This is a genomic window from Limnobaculum eriocheiris, assembly GCF_021010575.1.
Taxonomy (GTDB): domain Bacteria; phylum Pseudomonadota; class Gammaproteobacteria; order Enterobacterales; family Enterobacteriaceae; genus Limnobaculum; species Limnobaculum eriocheiris.
The window spans coordinates 139,641-156,787 of sequence record NZ_JAJNAG010000003.1 but is presented as its reverse complement, the minus strand read 5'-3'; the positions used below and the strand labels follow the sequence as shown (position 1 = coordinate 156,787).

The window sequence follows — 17,147 nt, the reverse complement described above, 5'->3', positions numbered from 1 at the left end:
GGTGTTTTTCTTATCTGCTTCAACTCTCTGTTATAGCGTTTTACTCTTCCTCACTCACGCTATAAAGCATCCGAAACAATGTCTCCATCTTTTCATGCAGAATAAACTGCAAAGACTCTTTTACCGATGCTTCGTTAATGTTGATTACCGCGCTGGCAAGGGCCAGACATTGCTCCGCCAGTTCCAGCGGATCCTCAGGGGCAGAGTCGATAAGATTAAGCATAAAAGCCTCCTATCGCTGGCGCATAATCCACTGAAATAAAGGATCGTTTTTCCGATCCGGATCTGAAACTGGATCGAGGGTGAAGTATAAATTCAGAGTGAGTTTGGGTATGCTTCACGACAGCCATGATGTTACCTCTTATAACGTTGTGGTCAGAGACCCCGTATGTGTTCCTAGCACTGCGGGGTTTCGCTTTTTAAGCCAACCCATAAAAAGCGGTTAACAAACACAAGGTATATTTGTACCGAAAAACGGTCAATATGCTTATAGCTCAATATGTTGGATTATGGGGATAGGTCGCAGAAGTTTGAGAATGGAGGAAGGGTTTGCACTTAATCATCAAGTGAATCAATATGGTTAAATGTTAATATCTCAAAAAACACCACAGGGAAGTCCCCTCATGAACAATCATGAAAAACCCGTCAGTCATAAGCGCTATATCATAGAAACCCTATTACTTACCCTGATTGGCCTTCCCATTCTGATTCAGGTAGCCAGCATCGCAATTGGCATGCTGATTCCAAATTTTCTGGTTGCTATCGCTCTCGCTTCACTGATTATCTTTCTGTCAGGATTTTGGTGGGCGCGGAAAAAGAACTTACCAGCCAACTTTCTGCCCCGTTATCTGCCTGTATTTGCTCCGTTAATATACGGTTTATTCGCCTGGGCTATCATAATGGTTATCAGCAAGGGCGACTTTACCCATTCCTCATTTGGCAATCTGATGGCGCTGTTTATTCCTTTTGTGGCAACAAACTTTATTGCCTTTTTTACCGGCAGCCTCTGGATATTGATTCTGACGCCTGCGGTTTGCTATATCAGTTTTGCTGCCGGCCTTGCCGTTGGCGCAAAAAGATTGGGGAGAGTAACTACGACCTACCGGGGCCGATTACCCGTTCTGGCGTTAAGTGGGATTTTACTGATTATTATTGCCTTTCAGGGCTATCAACGTGAAACCCATTTAGTCAGAGAAAACCGTGAACTCACTATTAACGAAACCATCAGCCTGTGGGATTACGCCCCTTTTGACACCGAAAATAACCGACTAACGCCGCTCTCTTCCCCGGCCACAATATCAATCGACAAAAACTGGCCGCGAATCGATGGTGCGACTGCTGCTTACCCGGTTTACGCATCAGCCGTTCAGGCATTGTATAAAGGGTTGGATAAAAACTCGGTAACCCCTTATATCAGCAGTCGTCGCACACCAGAAGCATACAAAGCGCTGATTGCGGGTGAAACTGACTTAATCTTTGTTGCCCAACCATCAGAACAACAAAAGAAACTGGCCGCAGAAAATGGCCTGACGCTAACGATGACGCCCTTTGCACGGGAAGCTTTCGTTTTTATCGCCCATAAAGATAACCCGGTGAAAAATTTATCCGTTGAGCAAATACGCGATATCTACGCCGGACAGATAACTAACTGGCAGGCTGTGGGTGGTCAGAATATCAATATCATTCCCTACCAGCGCCCTGAAGACTCTGGCAGCCAGACCACCATGCTGGCTAAAGTCATGCAAGGTACCGCTATGCGCGCACCGCTGGAATCAGAGATGGCACAAGGAATGGGCGGCATCATTCGCCGGGTGGCTAATTATCAAAACACCACCAATGCTCTCGGTTACTCATTTCGTTATTATGCCAGCCAGATGAATCACAACGATCGATTACAGTTATTATCGGTTAACGGCATTGCTCCAACAGCAGAAAATATTCACAATGGCAGTTACCCGTTTAGCGTTAATGTGTATATGGTGACTGCCCGTCAACCCGGGCCAAATACTCAGAAATTAATGGACTGGTTCCTCAGCCCACAAGGGCAAAAGCTAATAGAAGATGCAGGGTATGTACCAATCGGAGCAACACACTAATTCCGGATCCTGTTATCGAATCAAGACAATGGAGGTTATTTAAATTGAGCTATACCGTCGAATTAATCTGTATTCCACTTCCTGAGTCAGACAAACAGGCCTGGGAGAAAATTTTTCAACTTAGAAAAGAGTATTATGATGATAAAAGAGAAAAAGCTCCCGCTCTTCTGGAACTGCATAAAAGATTAACTGCACGCTATCCCTGCTTATGTGACTGTAGTGATGATGAAGTTGATAACTGCCCGTGGGCCGATGGCCCAATGATTAATAATTTCAGCCATGAAATGGGGATGCTGGCCATTTCGTTCTCACGCGTTGGTGAGGTTGTGCCCTTTATCATTGAAACCGCTTTAGCACTCAATATTATTGTTGCTGATGCTCAGTCCAACGAGATACATCGTGGTTTACCTCTCAAAACCCCTCCCAAAAAGCCCTGGTATCGATTTTGGTAATTTGAGATAAAAAAACGCCCTGTTTTAAACAGAGCGTTTTTTAAAAGATATTGGAGTCGGCCGTTAAGCCGGGTTCTGTCGTGGACAGTCATTCATCTAGGCCAGCAATCGCTCACTGACTCAAGCAGCCTACCCGGGTTCAGTACGGGCCGTACCATGTGAACCCCTATTTGGCCTTGCTCCGGGTGGAGTTTACCGTGCCACGGTCTGTTGCCAGCCGCGCGGTGCGCTCTTACCGCACCCTTTCACCCTTACCTGATCCCACTTGCGTGGGCCATCGGCGGTTTGCTCTCTGTTGCACTGGTCGTAGGCTCGCGCCTCCCAGGCGTTACCTGGCACCCTGCCCTATGGAGCCCGGACTTTCCTCCCTTCCACCCGTCTCCCCAAAGGGACTACGGTGAAACGGCGACTGTCTGGCCGACTCCGGCGCGAAGTATACCCGTGATAGCCTCAATAAGCCAGAACGCAAACCAACAGGGTTTCACCAATGACTGCTGCGGGCTACTAAAAAACTACTCGTTTTGGTTTTCACCCTGCTGTTGATCAAGCGCGTAGCGATAGAGCGCATTTTTCTTTACGCCATGAATTTCAGCCGCTAAAGCCGCTGCCTTTTTCAACGGCAGCTCTTTTTGTAACAGCGCCAGTGTACGCAGCGACTCGGCAGAAAGCTCGGTCTCCGACTCCGCTTTATAACCTTCCACAATTAATACCATTTCACCTTTACGGCGCACTTCATCCTCTTTCACCCAGGCCAACAGTTCACCCACCGGTGCGCCATGAATATTTTCCCAGGTTTTGGTTAATTCCCGCGCAAGTACGACATAACGCTGCGGCCCCCAAACGGTGATCATGTCCTGCAGGCCATCCAGCAAGCGGTGTGTAGACTCGTAGAAGATTAAAGTTCTGGGTTCTGTTTCCAAATCACGTAACACATCACAACGTGCTTTCGTTTTAGCCGGTAAAAAACCTTCATAACAAAAACGATCGGAAGGAAGTCCCGCCGCTGACATGGCGGTAATGGCCGCACAAGCCCCTGGCAATGGGATAACCCGAATATTTTCTTCCCGACAGCGACGCACTAAATAGTAACCGGGATCGTTAATTAATGGGGTACCTGCATCAGAAACAAGCGCTATACTGTGTCCATCTTTCAATTTTGTGATTAGAATGTCTGTCTTAGATTGCTCATTATGATCGTGCAGTGCAAAAAGTTGTGCATTAATGGCAAAATGCTGTAATAGCAGACCAGTATGCCGGGTATCTTCTGCCGCAATTAGCGAGACACTACCCAGTACATCCAGCGCTCTCTGAGTAATATCGCCAAGGTTACCGATGGGGGTGGGCACCACATAAAGGGTCGAGGGTAGTATAGCGACTTGATTGTGTTGACTCATGGTTTCATCCGGGTGGCCGTTTAATATTAACGATCTCAAGATTATATATAAATTGGATACAGCATGCGTTTAACTACATACCTCCGTACTAAGGCAAGCCAGGCTCTGCCAGTAGTACTGGCTACGCTGTTTTTGGTAGGATGCCAAAGTTTAAATAACTCACAGAACAGTATTCAGGGTGAGCTGACTCAACCATCAACTCACTACTTGCAACTTGCCGCCGAAAGCAGCGGCGATGCTCAGACAAACTGGAAACTATTAGCCGTTCGCGCTCTGATTATGGAAAATGACACCAAACAGGCGCTGAATATTCTACAAGAGCTGCCTGAAATGCTGCCTGTTGCTCAGGATCAGGAACGACTCCTTTTACGTGCTGAACTGGCTGCAAAGCAACAGGATAGCAAAGGTATGTTCCAGTGGCTAAAAAACATTAATCTGAACGACCTGTCTGACGTACAGAAAGCACGTTACTATCGCGTAGAAATACAGGCGAATCAGGGCCGCGACCCCGTAGCTCAACTGCGCGCCTATATTAATCTGGAACCTCTGGTAACAGAAGATGAAAAGCAAAAGGTTATCGATCAGACCTGGAACCTGTTAAACCGGTTTACCATGCCGATGCTTACCTCTTTAAATGTTGATGCTAATGAAAATGTCCTGAGTGAGTGGCTGGAATTACTGCAAACCTACCAGAACAATAAAGCGGATAATAATATGCTTCAGTCTGCGGTAAAAGACTGGCAGGGTCGCTACAGTAGCCATCCGGCATCCAAAATATTACCGGCACCATTGGCCCGCGCCTTAGGTTTCCAGAAAGGGGATGCCACGACCACCAATATCGCGTTATTACTGCCGCTGACCGGCTCAGGCAGCAAATTTAGCCCGGCAATTCAGGACGGTTTTAATATGGCTAAATCGCTGAGCAGCACCGGTGCAGGTACTCAGGTCAAAGTTTACGATACCGGTAGCAAACCCGTAGAAGAACTTCTGGCCCAGGCTGAACAAGATGGCGCATCGGTTATCGTTGGCCCATTAATCAAAACTGACGTAGAAAAACTGGCTCAATCTCCATCAACGTTGAATATGCTGGCGCTGAACCAACCAGAAAAACTGTCGGACCGTCCTAATATTTGTTATTTCGCGCTTTCACCGGAAGATGAAGCCGCTGATGCTGCACGCCATATCAACGCCCAGGGTAAATTATCTCCGCTGGTGATTGTACCACGTGGAAATCTGGGCGATCGCGTAGCGCGTGCATTCGCCGATCAGTGGAGTCAGTTTGGCGGTAGTGCGGCTCGTGTCCAATATTTTTCTAACCAGACAAGTTTAAGAGACGCCCTGAGCGGCGGTCGTGGTATGAGTGCCGATGGTCAGCCAATTACGCTGTCATCCGGTGTGACGGGTACTATCAGCGATCCGGTAGATGCTATCTATATTGTGGCTACACAGCCGGAGCTGGCATTGATTAAACCAATGCTGGATATCTCTAAAGCGTCTAAATCAGCTGGATTATACGCCAGCTCACGTAGCTATCAGGCAAATGCTGGTCCGGATTTCCGTTTCGAGATGGAAGGTTTGCAATTTAGTGAAATTCCAATGCTGGTAGGACTTTCCCCGACAATTTCACAGGCCGCAAGCAAATACAGAAGTGACTATACTCTGGTTCGTCTTTACGGTATGGGAGCAGATGCCTGGGAACTTGCGAACCATTTCTCAGAAATGAGTCAGTTACCTGACTTCAAAGTTACGGGTTCCACAGGCATACTCAATGCAGACTCTAACTGCGTGGTTCACCGTCAATTACCATGGATACAATACCATCAGGGACAACTGGTCCCGGTAAAATAACCCACTATCAGGTTGGTACGCGCTATGAAGCCATAGCGCGTCGCCATCTGGAACGATCGGGTTTGCGCTTCATCACCGCTAACGTTAAGTTTCGCGGTGGTGAGCTGGACTTGATTATGCAGGACGGTGATATTCTGGTCTTTGTGGAAGTTCGCTATCGACAGAACTCACACTTTGGTCACGCCGCCGATTCTATTACCTGGCATAAACGGCAACGTTTGCTTTATGCTGCTTCTCGCTGGTTGGCACAACATCAATTATGTCTGGAAACAACAAACTGTCGGTTCGATGTTTTAGCCATTACCGGTAATCAGTTACAATGGTTGCCAAACGCGTTCAATGCCGATGGTGAGACCTAGCGCCCTCTTCGGCCAGACAGGCAAAACGAAAGCAGAACTCATACTATGTTAGAAAGAATTAAAGGCTGTTTTACCGAAAGCATCCAAACACAAATTGCAGCGGCGGAAGCCCTGCCAGACTCAATATCTCGTGCCGCGATGAGCATCGTTCAGTCTCTACTTAATGGAAACAAAGTACTGACCTGTGGCAATGGCGCTTCAGCCGCTAATGCCCAGCATTTTGCTGCTACGCTTATCCATCGTTTTGAAACTGAACGCCCCAGTTTACCCGCTTTAGCTTTGAGTGCAGATACCATCACCCTTACCGCCATTAATAATGGTGGTATAAAAGATGAAGGTTATGCTAAACAGGTACGAGCCCTGGGACAGGCCGGTGATATTTTAGTGGCGATTTCAAGTCGTGGTAACAGCCGTGATATTATCAAAGCCGTTGAAGCCGCCGTAACCCGGGATATGACCATTGTCGCTCTGACGGGGTCTGATGGTGGTGAACTGGCCGGTTTACTGGGCTTGCAGGATGTTGAAATTCGTATTCCTTCGCATCGGACCGCCCGAATACAGGAAATGCATATGCTCATTATTAACTGTCTTTGCGATCTTATTGATTACACCCTATTCCCTCACCAGGATGACTGAAGGAGCTTTTTTGAATGAAAATCCGTAACCTTACTGTGTTGGCTATGTTACTGAGTACCACCATGCTAAGTGGCTGTGTGGCTGTGGTTGCCGGTGGTGCTGCTATGGCAACGAAAACAGCTACCGACCCGCGTACAGTAGGCACGCAGGTAGATGACGTCACATTAGAAGCCCGCGTCAGCAGTGCTATCGCTAAAGACCAGGAAATTAAGCAAGAAGCCCGTATCGTTACTACCGCCTATCACGGCAGCGTTCTGTTAACCGGCCAAACGCCAAAAGCAGAGCTGGCTGAACGCGCCAAAAACATTGCCGTAGGCGTAGAAGGTACACAGGAAGTTCACAATGCGGTTCGTGAAGGTAAGCCAGTAGAAATTGGTACGGCATCAAGCGATAGCTGGATCACCACCAAAATTCGTTCTCAACTACTGACCAGTGATAAAGTGAAATCCAGCAATGTGAAAGTAGTGACTGAGAATGGTGAGGTCTTCCTGCTGGGTCTGGTAACGGAAGCTCAGGGTCAGGAAGCGGCTAAAATTGCCAGTCAAGTGAGCGGCGTAAAACAGGTTGTCACTGTATTCCAGTACGTGAAATAGCGCCCTTATCTGGCATCACAACAGACATTAGTATTGGTTGTGATGCCAGGTTTAATAATAAACCTTACTCAAACTCCTGGTAAAAAAACCAAAACGCAATCACTCACCCGTTCGGGTAGCAAATAATTTCCTCTGTTACTAAAAATACTGACTTTTCAGACCTGTTTTCTGTGAAATTCACCATTTCTTGTTTATGCTTAAATTATCCCGAACATAATGATGTAAGGTACAAAATGAGCGCTGAGCATGACAAAACAGACCACCTTCAACTATTCGAAGGTAAGCCAACCGAGCATATCAGTAAGTTGATGGAAATTTTAACACCGCTCGCCACCTTTAAAACCTATAAACAGTATCGAAATATCCAACTGTCTAATAAAAACATTCCCCTTTGCATTCTGTTACTCAAGGGCAGCGCTTCCGTATGCCGACAAAAAGATAGTCTGGTATTAACCAATACCTACGCGCCCGCAATAATGGGACTCGCCTCTTTAGGCATGAACCAAAGCGAGTTCTTTTTACGTACAGAAACTGACGTTGAATTGGGGTTATTACCGGCAAAACAGGCACTGGAGTGTATCCAGCAGCATAACTTATTAATAAGTTTGATGTACTTACAGGCTTATTTTATTCAGAGTCTGGGAGAAAGAGAGGTCAATATACCGGGAACCTCCATTTATGAATCAATATGCCGGCACTTGTTACAACTGATGGACGAACCGGAAGAAATACGCCTGAGTACCAGTGCTTACACCTACATTCAGGAGCGGACTAACTTTTCCCGTAGTCGTATTATGAATATACTGTCTGCACTCAGACAGGGGGAATATATCAAAATTGAAAATGGAAAATTACAGTACGTAGGCAAGTTGCCCGACAAGTTTTAACCACTCTCCTGGACTTATCCGTTATCTTTCCTTTAGCTTTTGATAACGCTGCCATACCCGGTAAGCGTATTTCATTCTCAGGTCGTGGCGTTTTTCGCCCATCCCGGCATTGTAGGCGCCAACCACTTCCCAGGTGTAACCGTATTGACCAATCATTTCCGATAAAATAGAAGCACCAACCAACACAGAAATACAGGGATCGTTAACCAGTACATATTCATCAACGCCTAATTTCTTCAGGCGTGAGAAGTGCGAGCTGTTTATTTGCATCAATCCAACGTCATAACTTCCATTATTATTGGAGTTATAGGCATCCGCCTTCATACCCGACTCAACTTGCGCAATGGCATTTAATAACCGGGGATCAATATTGAAGTAGCCTGCGGCTTCATCCCAGCAGGTGGCATAGCTTGCAGTACTGATTGCCATGAATGCAAAGAAAGCTGTGATTCTCATTATATGCTCTCCGGTACAGGCTTTACTATTTGCCGGTTATCGCCACCCTGGCGATAACCGGACTTAGTCAATAGTTAACGTTTATCCCAGGCATCTTTCCAGTTAACGCCTTTACCCGGTTCATAGGCCCATGCTGCCTGGCTACACCAGCCAGAATATGGGAATGGTTTACATTCATAAATGCTGCCATCTTTTCCTAACACGCGAGTTCCGGCAGTATATTTACTGATATCTTTCGGATAAACATACTGGTAATCCCCTGACGGTGCTGGCGTTGGTTCAGCCACAGGGTTGACCTGTAATGCCGTATTTGCCGTTGCACTCAGATTATTTTGGTCGATAACCCGAGCTGTCAGTTGATAGCTCTTCACTGTGGTGACGGATGGTGCAGTAATGGTCAAGGTATTGGTGCCTTGTCCGGTAACCTGAGTCAGTTCACTTGGAATTGTCCAGCTCCAGGTTAGCTGACTACCCGTACTGTCAGGATCGGTCGCCGTGGCGGTAATCACTACCTGACTGCCACTTTGTACCTGCCAGCTTGGAGACAGTGTTAATGTTGGTGCGATTGGCTGCGCCGCATTAATTACAGATACGGTAGTATCCGCATAAGCACTGTGTTCAGGGTCTTTAACCGTCAAACGGAACTTATAGGTTGCGTGCTGTACCGGTTGTTCGACACTAAAGGTCGCTTTCGCCTTATCAGCACCATTTAAAGTCACCGCTGGTCCACTGGTCTGCTCCCATTGATAAGTGAGTGCATCGCCATCCTGATCGGTAGAGCCAGAGCCATCCAGCGTGATTGGCTGCGAGCCATCAACCGTCTGGCTGACGCCTGCGTTAGCAACCGGAGGCACATTTCCAGTAACCGGAGGCACAGGTTGACCATCACTGGCGGTGGTGAACGGTGCAAAGACTTTACTATAGGCATATATTGGTGCCTGTTGTTCAGTCATCCCACTATTCTCCGGACCTACATATCCGGCTGTACCTGGCTGGTCACGGAACATTGACCAGATACCAATCATACCGATGTTACGATTTTTAGCCTGTTGGTAAACCACATTGGCATCAGACAGATAGAATACTTCCCCCTGAACGTCGTTAAAGCCGATCATTGGTGTAGTACCTAACATGCCATTCACCGTCGCGTCATCTTTGGTAGGCCAAATGGCTTTTACCTGAGAAAACAGATTATCAACCGCTGATGTGGCACACTTAGCGTGAATATTCTGGCCTTCGGTACCGGCAGACTGACAAATGCTATTACCGTAGTCCATGGTCATGACGTTAACACCCGCCAGATCCACACCCTTGGCTTTAGCATCATTCAGTACATAGATACCTTCCTGAGTTAATCCGGTTGGCAAAATTGGTAAGGTATACCAGATACCCACTTTACGGCCTTCCTGACGCCAGCGATCCTGTACCTTTTTCACTGCCTCGTTGCGTCGTTGAATTGACTCACTATCTGCAACCCAGTTACCTTCAATATCGAAATCCAGAACGTTAAGATTCAGGTTATCAACAATGTCATAGTATTGTTTCTGCAGATCGTCTACGTTCTTACAGGCGGCTGCCAGTGGTGTGTTGTTTGCCCCACCGATAGAGACCATCACGTCACCACCCGCTTCACGTAACTCTTTAATCTTTCTGTATTGGGTATAGTCGTTAATGTTATAGGCCGTACCCCAGGTTGGCAGACAGGTATTCGAATCTTTAGCCACAATAAAGGCCAGAGTGTAGTGCGTAATATTCTGGCTCTTCGACAGAGAAGCCAGGTCAGGAATACTGTTTAGCGTAAAGTCGACATAAGGAGCATAAACGTGTTTTGGCCATGTTGAGTTTGGTTTACCAACGCGCTCTTTGGTGCCGGTCCAGTCAATGTAAATTTCCCAGGATGTTTTATCATCAGGTTTCACTTTATGAACCTGTGATTGGGCAACATAAGGGATACTTTGGTACTTCACCAGAGTCCCGGCTGCATAGGTAGTTTCTAAATTCAGGGTTGGCGCTTTAGCCAATTCCTGATCGGTAAAGTTAGTTAATGGACCCAATGGTTGCCATGGACGACCGTTATTACCATCCGGACTTTGGTTGTCAGCGCTGGCCGGGTTATCACCGATGTTATAGAACAAAGATTTATAACCCTGACCATTTACAATAACAATCTCACCTGCTTCATACACTTTATCGGCTGCCCATCCAGGCGCCGCCGCATAGGCTTTCCATGGATTGGTTTTTCCCGGTTCAAAAGTATGGTCGGGAATATCCGCCGTTGCCTTATAGGTAGCGCCAGCGGCACCAACAACGGTTCCCTTAGTATAGGATTGTGTAATTTCAAAATTAGGGGCAACGACGGCACCTGCACCATTCGAGACATCACAGGTGGTCGGGTTACCGTACTGTTTCATCTCTTGTTCGGTTGCGGCCCGAACAAAACGCCACGCATTGCTGTCAGGATTCTGAATTGAACTGGCAGGACAATCGCTTGCTCCCACCCACCAGGCATTGGCATAAACGTTACCAGAATAGATAACCTGATAATTATCACTTCCTTCCTGACCACTCCAGGCTTCCAGCGCCATGGCCGATGAGGCCATGCTACAGAAGCCCAGTACAATGAATGCTTTTGATAGCAACTTCATCTTCATAATAAAAGCTCCGATTTAGAATAGTTCTTTAGCCATTGGTAAAAACGCCCGTTGGGTAATGGCGTGCAATACTTTTGGTACTGCACGCCCCATGGCTCAACGATTATTTACAATCAGAAGCGCCCTGTTTAACCCAAACATCGGCTTTGCCAGGCTCATCGCCTTTAGTCCACCATTTGGCTTTCCACTCGGAGCCATTGAAGGAAGTAGTCTCACCACCGTTATAAACGATATCTGAACGCCAGGACAGTTTGACCTTGCTAACCAGTTCCCACTGATCGACACCAAATCCAGGCTGGTTGTTTTGAGTCCAGTATTTCGCTTTCCATACCAGGTTGTTGAAGCTAACAGTCTCACCACCGTTGTAAACCTTAGAGGCTGACCATGCTGGTTGGCTGGCTGCCGCCGGGTCAACCGGATTAGAACAGCTACCGGTTGCACCACCGCCGCTTCCACCACTACCACCACCGCTGGTACCATCATCCGGGTTCGGAGTTGGGGTTGGTTCTGGCTCTGGAGTTGGTTCCGGAGCTGGAGGAGGCGTTACGGTAACGCGAGTACTGGCCTGAGTACTGGTTTTACCATCGCTGACCATAACCGATACGTTATAGCTGGTTTCGGAAGTGACAACCGGCCCGGTGATAGTTAAATCACCCGTATTAGTAGCGCCTGCAGACAGTTCTCCCGGAACTGACCACTGGTAGGTCAAGGTATCACCATCAGGATCGCCTGCTTGCGCATGCAATGTGACGGATTCACCCGATACAACAGAGATGCTATCAATCAGATTAACCACCGGTGCCTGATTTGCCTTAGGCGCTTTGTTAACGACTTTCACTTCAATCGCATTACTCAAGCCTTTGTCATCAGTCACTTTCAACTGGAATACATAAGTTTGGTCAGTGGTAACCGCCGGTGCGCTAAACTTCGCTTTTGCGGTACTGGCGTTAGTTAATGTTACTGTTGGACCAGAAATTTTGCTCCACAGATAGGTTAATTTGCCACCTTCAGGATCCATAGATGCTGAACCATCCAGAATGACTTGTACCGGACCAGTAACGTTTTGGTCGGCTGCTGTTGCTACCGGAGGCTGGTTAACCGGAGCCGGAGGTGTAACATCACCGCCGCCGCCAGAACTGGTACCCATCAGGCTTTCGTTCATGGCATTCAGGATATCACCGTTATCGGCATCAATTTCCTAGGCAAACAAACCACCCATGCCTTTATCCAGAACGTACTGACCTTTTGCTGCGACAGAACGAGCATCATCATAAGTGACTAAATCACCGGTTGAAGAATTGAACAGGTAAGGGGCCTGTGCAACGGTATCGTAGCTATATGTCCAGCCAGAACCATTTCTGTACTTGTTGACAATTTCACGATAGTCCGCAATACCACTTTCCCATGTACCTTTCACCGGTCCGGTTGCAGTACCAGTAAATGGATTACCTGCGGTATATCCATGTACACCAGTCCAGCCACGACCATACATCGCTGCACCCAATACCAGTTTCTTCGGATCAACGCCCTGCGCCAACAAGGCTTTCAATCCGTTATCTGCTGTGTAGTTAGTGTCAGGTCTGAATGCCGGTGCATACAGTGCAGTTTGGTGACCTAAATCGGTCATACTCCAGGCACCATAGAAGTCATAGCTCATCATAAAGATGTGATCCAGATACTGTTGAGCAGTACCGTAATCAACATCTTCAACCTTATCGCTACCCACACCAATCGCTGAGGTTAACTCATAAGTACGACCAGTTTCGGCACCTAAGCTATTTAACATATCGCGTAATTCACGCATTAACGCGGTATAGGTCGCTTTATCTACCTGCGGATTACCTAATTTCTCGTTTTCACCGCCACCGCCCGGGAATTCCCAGTCAATATCTACACCGTCAAAGAATTTCCAGGTTTTCAGGAAATCTTTTACTGATGCAACAAAACGGTCGCGTTTAGTTTTATCATTCAATTGGAAGAATGGGTCAGACAGTGTCCAGCCACCAATTGAAGGCAGCACTTTCAGGTCCGGATAGGCTTTTTTCAACGCCATCAGTTGACCGAAGTTACCTTTGTAGGGGTCATCCCAGGCGCTAACGCCAGTTTGCGGTTTCTGAATTGCCGCCCAAGGGTCGTGAATAGCGACCTGGAAATCCTGACGACCAGCACAAGAACGCTCCAATGCCGCAAAACTACTACCACCGTCAACGGTTTTCAGGCTGTCGTTAATACCATTACCACCACAAATCGGTATGAAACCATAAAGAATATGGTTCAGGTTAGCAGCAGGAATTTTATCAACCGGGAAGTTACGGTCATAAACGCCCCACTCGGCATAGTAGGCCCCAACAACTTTATCGGTATGTTTACTGAACGTTTTATTGTTCTCTTTCATCGTTGGTGCCAGCGGAAGCAGGTGGCTACCGTCGGTATCCGCAACGATCACAAGTTTGCTGTCACTTTTGGTACAACCGCTATCATTACAGACTTCAACCTGTTCCTGATAACGACCGCCTTTTTTCACTGCAAAGGTGGCTTTGCCGGTACTACTACCAGCTGAACCACTCCAGACTTCTTTACCATCAAATAAGACTTTAGCCGTTTTTCCGGTATCGCCACTCCAGATACTCCACTCAACAGTAACAGTGGCACTATCATGGACTTTAACTAGGTTATTGTAAGCTGTTGCACTTTGATCGACTTCAATAATAGCAAACTTGTCATTTCCACTACCTAATGACGGTTTGCCAGGGACAGCAGCCCATGCGGGTACTGCCAGGGTGGCAATTATCAATGCCAGAATATTGGGCTTCATTAATTTCATTTATAAATACCTTTATCAATAAAATAAATACCTTGCCTTATGCTGGGGTAACATCACAAAAAGCACTCTTTAAATCTTGACAAAATTCGTTAAAAAGCAGACTTCAATTAATTAAAAAAGGACCTGCCTTCACTCCTCTGATATTAATCCAATACCAACTTTCTCATAATAAATAGTCAGATATCTTTTCTTCATTATCTTTATGAGACGCTAAGACCACTAAAACACTTATCTTTCAGCTACATGAAAAATACGGTGCTACCTCGGAAAAATCCGAAGAAAAATAACGGCATATCCTGGCAAATTGATTTGTTAAAAACAAAAACATATCTTTATGCAAGAATAATAAAAACCAACCATCAGGCTTAATAACTTTTATTTATTTCAAATAATGCTTACCTCATACTTATCCATTAAATAAAAGAGTTCCTCTCGTATTAAAACAATAGCAATGAATAACTATTTCTTCCTGAATCTAAAAAAATAAAATTGTTATTTTTATTAAGTTAAAGATATATATGTGAATTATAAAATATAAATAATATTGCGCCGGAAAAACTTAAATAGGGGCCAAAAGGTAGTGGTGTCTGTTTCCCTGCTTTCCAGGTTTTCCAGCCACCGATGACCATACCTGTGAGTCCGGCAATAAGGCACAGAAAGGGGAGCGCCTGCCATCCTAACCATGCCCCTAGTGCAGCTAACAATTTAAAATCACCATAACCCAGCCCCTCTTTTCCCGTCAGCCCACGAAACAGCCAGTACAGCAACCATAAGCACAAATAACCCGCCACCGCGCCGTATACAGCATCCGCTAAATTAACTGCGCCGCTACAGGCATTGATCAGTAATCCCAGCCAAAGCAGCGGCTGTGTTAATACATCCGGCAACAGCATATGCCACCAGTCAATCAGGCTAAGGGCCAGTAAAAAACTGACCAATATCCATGCTGATAATAACCTTTCTGGTGACGGCATTAAGATTGCCATCAGACAAAACAGTAGACCTGTCGTCACCTCAATCCAGAGTAATCGGGCTGGAATGGCACTTTGACACTGACTACAACGCCCACGTAATACCAACCAGCTAACGATGGGAACATTCTCCCACCAGCACAATACATGTAAACAATGCGAACAATGAGAGCGAGGCAGAGTCAGATTCAACTCCGGCTCCCCTTCCTGATGGTTAAGCATCAAGGGTAAACGCTCTATCACCACCCCCAAAAAACTGCCTGTAATGGCGCCTAACACAGCGCTAAACAGGCAAAACAGCCATAAATGCTCACCTCGCAGCAGGAAAAATAGCTGCTCTGTTGAACTCATCCTCTTGGGCCCCAGGCCAGCTTCAACTGAACTTTCACGCCTCCCGCATTATCTGCCGGAGCCATAGTGATGTTTTCAATTCGAATGCCTGATGTATTGTTTAACGCGACCAGCCAACTTTTTAGCGAAACAAAAGGTACATTATCAATAATGATATCTGCGCTATTGGCCGCCATTTGCATCTGTGGCAAAGTGATTTTTGCCTGAGCTGCACTCTGCTCAATCGCCTGTTTAGGATCCGCAGCAATCAATTGATAAGTCGGTAAATCTCTGTCTTCCGCCATTTCCTGCATCCAGGTGATGGTATCCTGAGAGCGGGAGATGGCCTGCCAGCCTTCCTGTACTGCTGTCTGTAAAGGGATCCACAAACCGTAAAACAACAGTCCCCACAGTAGGGTTATTACCCCTAAAACCATCAGTACCCGTTCCCGTGGCGCTTTGCCATTAAAATAGGCGATTAGCTTCTCTTTCATTTTGCGACATCTCCCCCAACCAGAACGCCGGTATATGGCGGATTTGTTGAACCCGGCTGTAAAGTGAAGCCAAAGATCGGCTGAGTTTGTGTAACAAACGCGGAGATCCGGTCTTTTTCCATTGAGCTGACATCCAGCGTTAATGCTCCACTCTTACCATCATATTTCACTGAGCGAACTTCAATATCCGGATAGGCCTGCTTCATCATATCCAGCTGTTGTAACTGAGTGAAAAAACCACTTTTCGCTTTAGCGATGCCTTTTTCAAAGTTGTACTTCAGGTTGCTGGTTGGTGCCTCACCGGGGAGATAGCGTTTATAGACCTGCTGGGTTTCCTCAGCCAGCGCATTCTGGCGGCCTTTAACGTTCCACAACACGGCAAATTGAGGAAACAGACTCAGACAAAACGCCAGAATCACAGAAAATATCAGTGGTTTTTTCCAGCGCTTTAAGATCTCACCGCGGTTATCAGACTGGCTAAACACACCATGCAGTACATTTAGCCGCTCTGCCCGCCAGCGTTCCTGAATTAGCAGTAATGGATGCTGCCACGGATTGACTTCATCAGCACTCATGCCTTCCGGTAAGTCACCATAGCTGCGCCGGGTTCCCTGGGGTAAACGAACCAACAGGTCCGATAACAGTGGCGTTTCCACCACGCTGGCCCCGGTTTCATAACGCACCCACCACTGATCTTCCAGAGAAACCAACGTATGTCCCTGAGGATTCTCCGGCAGCAATAACGCGTCGGGTAATGCCTGGAGCACTTTAAGCCCCGCGCTGTTACAGGCATCCAGCCACTGCTGCAATTTGGTACTGCGTACCGCAACCGTATCTAACTCACCGCCGGTCCGTCGCATAACGGTCCAGTGCAAATCATCGATTTCACCCATCAGTGAGTCTTCTGCTATCCAGGTAAATTGAGGGGTTTGATGCAGAGCCCATTTTTTAGGTAACTTAAAACGGCGAAAGATAAGATCGCTGGTAGGAAGTAACAGGCAAACATATTGCGATAACGGATGTGCCCTCAGTTGAGAGAGTTGATCCCAGCCGTTCAGACGCTCAGGTGTTGATGCCACTCCAGCCTGCAGAGCACACCACCAAACGGGCGTATCCGGCGTTGAACCTAATCTGATAAAAAGTGCCTGTTTCATTA

14 protein-coding genes, 1 other RNA gene and 1 pseudogene are annotated in these 17,147 nt (G+C 46.9%); 7 read left to right on the top strand and 9 right to left on the bottom strand.

Features of this window, described 5'->3' with window-relative positions; genetic code table 11:
- Positions 1-40 precede the first annotated feature (40 nt).
- A complete protein-coding gene (locus tag LPW36_RS02880) occupies positions 41-223 on the bottom strand; it encodes a hypothetical protein (RefSeq protein WP_230607983.1) in 183 nt (60 codons plus the stop codon).
- Between the two features lie 400 nt (positions 224-623).
- Here LPW36_RS02880 and LPW36_RS02875 point away from each other — a divergent pair, with 400 nt between their 5' ends.
- Positions 624-2,096 carry a PstS family phosphate ABC transporter substrate-binding protein gene (locus LPW36_RS02875; RefSeq protein ID WP_230607982.1) on the top strand — a complete coding sequence of 491 codons (1,473 nt, stop codon included), beginning with the start codon at positions 624-626 and terminating at the stop codon, positions 2,094-2,096.
- Positions 2,097-2,140: 44 nt separating this feature from the next.
- Entirely contained in the window at positions 2,141-2,548 is a 408-nt protein-coding gene (locus LPW36_RS02870; RefSeq protein ID WP_230607981.1) for a hypothetical protein, read from the top strand.
- Positions 2,549-2,596: 48 nt separating this feature from the next.
- Here LPW36_RS02870 and rnpB read toward each other — a convergent pair.
- An RNA gene (rnpB, locus tag LPW36_RS02865) (RNase P RNA component class A) lies at positions 2,597-2,973 on the bottom strand.
- 87 nt (positions 2,974-3,060) lie between these two features.
- Positions 3,061-3,942 carry a 16S rRNA (cytidine(1402)-2'-O)-methyltransferase gene (rsmI, locus tag LPW36_RS02860; protein ID WP_230607980.1) on the bottom strand — a complete coding sequence of 294 codons (882 nt, stop codon included), beginning with the start codon at positions 3,940-3,942 and terminating at the stop codon, positions 3,061-3,063.
- Positions 3,943-4,005: 63 nt separating this feature from the next.
- Between rsmI and LPW36_RS02855 the strand changes: the two genes are divergently transcribed.
- The 5 genes from LPW36_RS02855 (at position 4,006) to LPW36_RS02835 (ending at position 8,265) form a co-directional block, all read left to right on the top strand.
- Positions 4,006-5,790 carry a penicillin-binding protein activator gene (locus LPW36_RS02855; protein ID WP_230607979.1) on the top strand — a complete coding sequence of 595 codons (1,785 nt, stop codon included), beginning with the start codon at positions 4,006-4,008 and terminating at the stop codon, positions 5,788-5,790.
- Positions 5,748-6,149, top strand: a complete 402-nt coding sequence (locus tag LPW36_RS02850) for a YraN family protein (RefSeq protein WP_230607978.1) — start codon at positions 5,748-5,750, stop codon at positions 6,147-6,149. The genes LPW36_RS02855 and LPW36_RS02850 overlap by 43 nt, the downstream gene beginning before the upstream one ends.
- Before the next feature lie 45 nt (positions 6,150-6,194).
- Positions 6,195-6,785, top strand: a complete 591-nt coding sequence (gene diaA / locus LPW36_RS02845) for a DnaA initiator-associating protein DiaA (protein WP_218467904.1) — start codon at positions 6,195-6,197, stop codon at positions 6,783-6,785.
- Positions 6,786-6,799: 14 nt separating this feature from the next.
- Positions 6,800-7,378: a division/outer membrane stress-associated lipid-binding lipoprotein gene (gene dolP, locus LPW36_RS02840; RefSeq protein ID WP_230607977.1), complete on the top strand. Its 579-nt coding sequence runs from the start codon at positions 6,800-6,802 to the stop codon at positions 7,376-7,378.
- A gap of 233 nt (positions 7,379-7,611) precedes the next feature.
- Positions 7,612-8,265: a winged helix-turn-helix transcriptional regulator gene (locus tag LPW36_RS02835; protein ID WP_230607976.1), complete on the top strand. Its 654-nt coding sequence runs from the start codon at positions 7,612-7,614 to the stop codon at positions 8,263-8,265.
- A 21-nt stretch (positions 8,266-8,286) separates the two neighbouring features.
- On the opposite strand, the gene LPW36_RS02830 is transcribed toward LPW36_RS02835, so the two are convergent.
- The 6 genes and pseudogenes from LPW36_RS02830 to gspL all read right to left on the bottom strand — a co-directional run bounded on the left by LPW36_RS02830 (position 8,287) and on the right by gspL (position 17,145).
- Positions 8,287-8,721, bottom strand: a complete 435-nt coding sequence (locus tag LPW36_RS02830; RefSeq protein WP_230607975.1) for a transglycosylase SLT domain-containing protein — start codon at positions 8,719-8,721, stop codon at positions 8,287-8,289.
- A gap of 74 nt (positions 8,722-8,795) precedes the next feature.
- Complete coding sequence (locus tag LPW36_RS02820; protein ID WP_276574004.1) at positions 8,796-11,372, bottom strand: chitinase; 2,577 nt, start codon at positions 11,370-11,372, stop codon at positions 8,796-8,798.
- A 103-nt stretch (positions 11,373-11,475) separates the two neighbouring features.
- Positions 11,476-14,196: pseudogene (locus LPW36_RS02815) on the bottom strand (glycosyl hydrolase family 18 protein).
- Positions 14,197-14,702: 506 nt separating this feature from the next.
- Positions 14,703-15,518 carry a prepilin peptidase gene (locus LPW36_RS02810; RefSeq protein WP_230607974.1) on the bottom strand — a complete coding sequence of 272 codons (816 nt, stop codon included), beginning with the start codon at positions 15,516-15,518 and terminating at the stop codon, positions 14,703-14,705.
- Positions 15,515-15,991, bottom strand: a complete 477-nt coding sequence (gene gspM / locus LPW36_RS02805; protein ID WP_230607973.1) for a type II secretion system protein GspM — start codon at positions 15,989-15,991, stop codon at positions 15,515-15,517. The genes LPW36_RS02810 and gspM overlap by 4 nt, the downstream gene beginning before the upstream one ends.
- Positions 15,988-17,145 (bottom strand): type II secretion system protein GspL, encoded by a 1,158-nt coding sequence (gspL, locus tag LPW36_RS02800; protein ID WP_230607972.1) that lies wholly within the window; start codon positions 17,143-17,145, stop codon positions 15,988-15,990. Before gspL ends, gspM begins: the two co-directional genes overlap by 4 nt.
- Positions 17,146-17,147: the final 2 nt, after the last annotated feature.

Coding starts and splice junctions, on each gene's coding strand:
- LPW36_RS02880 (WP_230607983.1), bottom strand. CDS start 223: ATGCTTAATCTTATCGACTCTGCCCCTGAGGATCCGCTGGAACTGGCG.
- LPW36_RS02875 (WP_230607982.1), top strand. CDS start 624: ATGAACAATCATGAAAAACCCGTCAGTCATAAGCGCTATATCATAGAA.
- rsmI (WP_230607980.1), bottom strand. CDS start 3,942: ATGAGTCAACACAATCAAGTCGCTATACTACCCTCGACCCTTTATGTG.
- LPW36_RS02855 (WP_230607979.1), top strand. CDS start 4,006: ATGCGTTTAACTACATACCTCCGTACTAAGGCAAGCCAGGCTCTGCCA.
- LPW36_RS02850 (WP_230607978.1), top strand. CDS start 5,748: ATGGATACAATACCATCAGGGACAACTGGTCCCGGTAAAATAACCCAC.
- diaA (WP_218467904.1), top strand. CDS start 6,195: ATGTTAGAAAGAATTAAAGGCTGTTTTACCGAAAGCATCCAAACACAA.
- dolP (WP_230607977.1), top strand. CDS start 6,800: ATGAAAATCCGTAACCTTACTGTGTTGGCTATGTTACTGAGTACCACC.
- LPW36_RS02835 (WP_230607976.1), top strand. CDS start 7,612: ATGAGCGCTGAGCATGACAAAACAGACCACCTTCAACTATTCGAAGGT.
- LPW36_RS02830 (WP_230607975.1), bottom strand. CDS start 8,721: ATGAGAATCACAGCTTTCTTTGCATTCATGGCAATCAGTACTGCAAGC.
- LPW36_RS02820 (WP_276574004.1), bottom strand. CDS start 11,372: ATGAAGATGAAGTTGCTATCAAAAGCATTCATTGTACTGGGCTTCTGT.
- LPW36_RS02810 (WP_230607974.1), bottom strand. CDS start 15,518: ATGAGTTCAACAGAGCAGCTATTTTTCCTGCTGCGAGGTGAGCATTTA.
- gspM (WP_230607973.1), bottom strand. CDS start 15,991: ATGAAAGAGAAGCTAATCGCCTATTTTAATGGCAAAGCGCCACGGGAA.
- gspL (WP_230607972.1), bottom strand. CDS start 17,145: ATGAAACAGGCACTTTTTATCAGATTAGGTTCAACGCCGGATACGCCC.